2 protein-coding genes and 1 pseudogene are annotated in these 3,130 nt (G+C 72.7%); 2 read left to right on the forward strand and 1 reads right to left on the reverse strand.

Annotated features, from left to right (window positions below):
- The first annotated feature begins 188 nt into the window (after positions 1-188).
- A complete protein-coding gene (locus GTY47_RS30470; RefSeq protein ID WP_029181488.1) occupies positions 189-1,340 on the forward strand; it encodes a hypothetical protein in 1,152 nt (383 codons plus the stop codon).
- Between the two features lie 64 nt (positions 1,341-1,404).
- Here GTY47_RS30470 and GTY47_RS30475 read toward each other — a convergent pair whose 3' ends face one another.
- Positions 1,405-2,436: an SAM-dependent methyltransferase gene (locus GTY47_RS30475; protein ID WP_040903731.1), complete on the reverse strand. Its 1,032-nt coding sequence runs from the start codon at positions 2,434-2,436 to the stop codon at positions 1,405-1,407.
- A gap of 118 nt (positions 2,437-2,554) precedes the next feature.
- Here GTY47_RS30475 and GTY47_RS30480 point away from each other — a divergent pair.
- Positions 2,555-3,130, forward strand: a pseudogene (locus tag GTY47_RS30480) (sensor histidine kinase); the annotation flags it as partial.

Raw genomic sequence — 3,130 nt, forward strand, 5'->3', positions numbered from 1 at the left:
CGCCCGGCGTCTTGACGGCGTCCGGCGTTCCCGCCGCCTCCTGCGTCTCCGCAGCCTCCCGCGTCTCCGCCGCGCCCTGAGTCCCCGCCGCGCTCTGCGTCTCCGCCGCGCCCTCTGTCCCCGTCGGCCCCGTGTCCTGCGGACTCCCCGTCTCCATGAGGCCAGCGTACGTAGGAGAGACTGTGTCCATGACTCCTACGACGGAGACCATGGTCGGAATCGGCGGCGCCGCGGAGAGCACCGACATGGTGCTCAACATCGGGCCGCAGCACCCGTCCACGCACGGCGTGCTGCGGCTGAAGCTCGTCCTGGACGGCGAGCGCATCGCGCACGCGGAGCCCGTGATCGGCTATATGCACCGGGGCGCGGAGAAGCTGTTCGAGGCGCGCGACTACCGCCAGATCATCATGCTCGCCAACCGCCACGACTGGCTGTCGGCCTTCTCCAACGAGCTGGGCGTGGTGCTCGCCGTGGAGCGGATGCTCGGCATGGAGGTCCCCGAGCGCGCGGTGTGGCTGCGCACGCTGCTCGCCGAGCTGAACCGCGTGCTCAACCACCTGATGTTCCTCGGCTCGTACCCGCTGGAGCTCGGTGGGATCACCCCGATCTTCTACGCCTTCCGGGAGCGCGAGGAGCTCCAGCACGTCATGGAGGAGATCTCCGGCGGGCGGATGCACTACATGTTCAACCGCGTCGGCGGTCTCAAGGAGGACCTGCCGGCCGGGTGGACCACGCGCGCGCGTACCGCCGTCGCCGATGTGCGGTCCCGGATGGACCGGTTCGACGACCTGGTGCTCGGCAACGAGATCTTCCGGGGCCGCACCCGGGGCGTGGGCAGGCTCACGCCCCAGGCCGTGCACGCGTACGGGGTGAGCGGGCCGATCGGGCGCGCCTCGGGCGTCGACTTCGACCTGCGCCGGGACGAGCCGTACCTCGCCTACGGCGACCTCCAGGACACCCTGAAGGTGGTGACCCGGCAGGAGGGCGACTGTCTCGCCCGCTTCGAGTGCCTCCTGGAGCAGACGCACAACGCGCTGGACCTGGCCGACGCCTGCCTCGACCGGCTCGCCGAACTGCCGCCCGGGCCCGTCAACCAGCGGCTCCCGAAGGTCCTGAAGGCACCCGAGGGCCACACCTACGCCTGGACCGAGAACCCGCTCGGCATCAACGGCTACTACCTGGTCAGCAAGGGCGAGAAGACGCCGTACCGGCTGAAGCTGCGCTCGGCCTCGTACAACAACATCCAGGCGCTGACGGAGCTGCTGCCGGGGACGCTGGTCGCGGACATGGTGGCGATCCTGGGGTCGATGTTCTTCGTCGTGGGCGACATCGACAAATAGCGTCCTGCCGGCAGGCAGCGGCCCCCTGTCGACAAGCGGCGGCGTCCTGTCGGCAGGCAGCGGCCTATCGACAGGCAGCGTCCTGGAGAGGGTCCGCGATCCCGACCGGCTGCACCAGCCACCCGAAGTCGCCGAGGCCGCCCGCCGAGGTGAGCTCGGCGGCCTCGCCGGCGCCGGCGAGGGCGCGTACATAGGCGGCGGGGTCGGTGGACGCCAGTGTGAGCGGGGGGCGCGCGCCGGTCACGCCGAGGGCGCGCAGTGCCTCCCGCTGCGGGAGCAGACGCCCGCCGGGCAGCACACACGCGTCGAGTGCGACATGGGCCGTGATGTCGCACGAGCCGTCCGGCACGGCCGCCGTCTCGCGGCCCTCACGGAAGCCGGTGAGCGTCCCGAACGGCGGCCGCTCGTCCGCCGTGTGCGCGTAGTCCACGGCGACGGCGAGCCCCCGGTCGAGCGTCGCGACCGCCGACGCCCAGGCCTCGTCCCTGGGCAGGCCGATCTCGGCCCGCAGCCCCGCCTCGCCGGACAGCGGCCACCATCGCGCCAGCCACCGCGCCTGCGCCCCGTCGACCGGCTCCCCCAGCCGTTCGGTCCCGTCCTCCCGGACCAGCACCAGCCGCGCCACGCCTGCGGAGTCCGTCTCGGCGACCTCCACCGGTACGTTGTCCAGCCATTCGTTGGCGAACAGCAGCCCGGTCGTGCCCCGCGGCGGCTCGGCCAGCCACTCGATCCGGTGATCGAGCCCGTCGGGCCGCCCGGCGACTTCGACGGCGTACGCGCGTGTGCGGGCCGCCACGTCGGCCGGTAGTGCGGCGAGCACCCCGGCGGCCAGTTCGCCCCGCCCGGCCGCCATGTCGACGAAGTCCAGCGTCGCGGGTCGTCCCAGCGCCTCGTCGACCCGGCGCAGCAGCCCCGCCACCGCCCCGGCGAACAGCGGCGACGCGTGCACGGACGTACGGAAGTGCCCGGCCGGGCCCTCAGCCCGGCGGTAGAAGCCGCCCGGCCCGTACAAGGCCTCCTGAGCCGCCGCCCGCCACCCGCGCCACTGCGGTGCCCCGCGTCCCTGAGGTCCCTCGGCCCTCGTCACTGCTGTCACGGGCCCAGGCTATGCGGACACAACGAACGCAACTCCACCTTGCGGAGTACGCGCGCCCGGTGCGGATCGGCCCTCCGGTTGACCCCTGCACCTATCCCGCTTCCCTACGCTGGGTTACGTGCAGCGCCTCTATGACTTCCTCCGCAGGCACCCGATGTGGGTCGACGGCTCGTGGGCCGTGGTCCTCCTCGGGATTTCCGTGGTCGGCGGAGCGTCGGGCGGATTCGGCCCCCCGGCCGTCGCCGTTCCGCTCTCGCTGCTGTTGTGCCTGGTGGTCGCGCTGCGCCGCCGCATGCCGGAGAAGATGCTGCTGCTCGCGACCGCGGTCGGTGTGGCCCAGCTGATCACCGATGTCGAGATGGGTCCCTTCGACTTCGCCATGCTGGTGATCGTCTACACGGTCGCGGCGGAGGGCGCGCGCTGGGCCTCCCGCTTCGCGCTGGTCGCCGGCCTGTGCGCCGCCCCCGTGGCTCACCTGCGCTGGCCGAACGGCCAGACGAGCGTCGCGGCCGGCATCGCCGCGGCGGTCTTCATGACCGTGCCCTTCGCCCTCGCCTGGGTGCTCGGTGACTCCATCCGCACCCGCCGCGCCTACTTCGCGCAGCTGGAGGAACGGGCCGCCCGTCTGGAGAGGGAGCGCGAGGCACAGTCCAAGGTCGCCGTCGCCGCCGAACGCGCCCGCATCGCCCGCGAG

Origin of the sequence: Streptomyces sp. SID5464 (assembly GCF_009862985.1) — a bacterium.
Taxonomy (GTDB): domain Bacteria; phylum Actinomycetota; class Actinomycetes; order Streptomycetales; family Streptomycetaceae; genus Streptomyces; species Streptomyces chartreusis_D.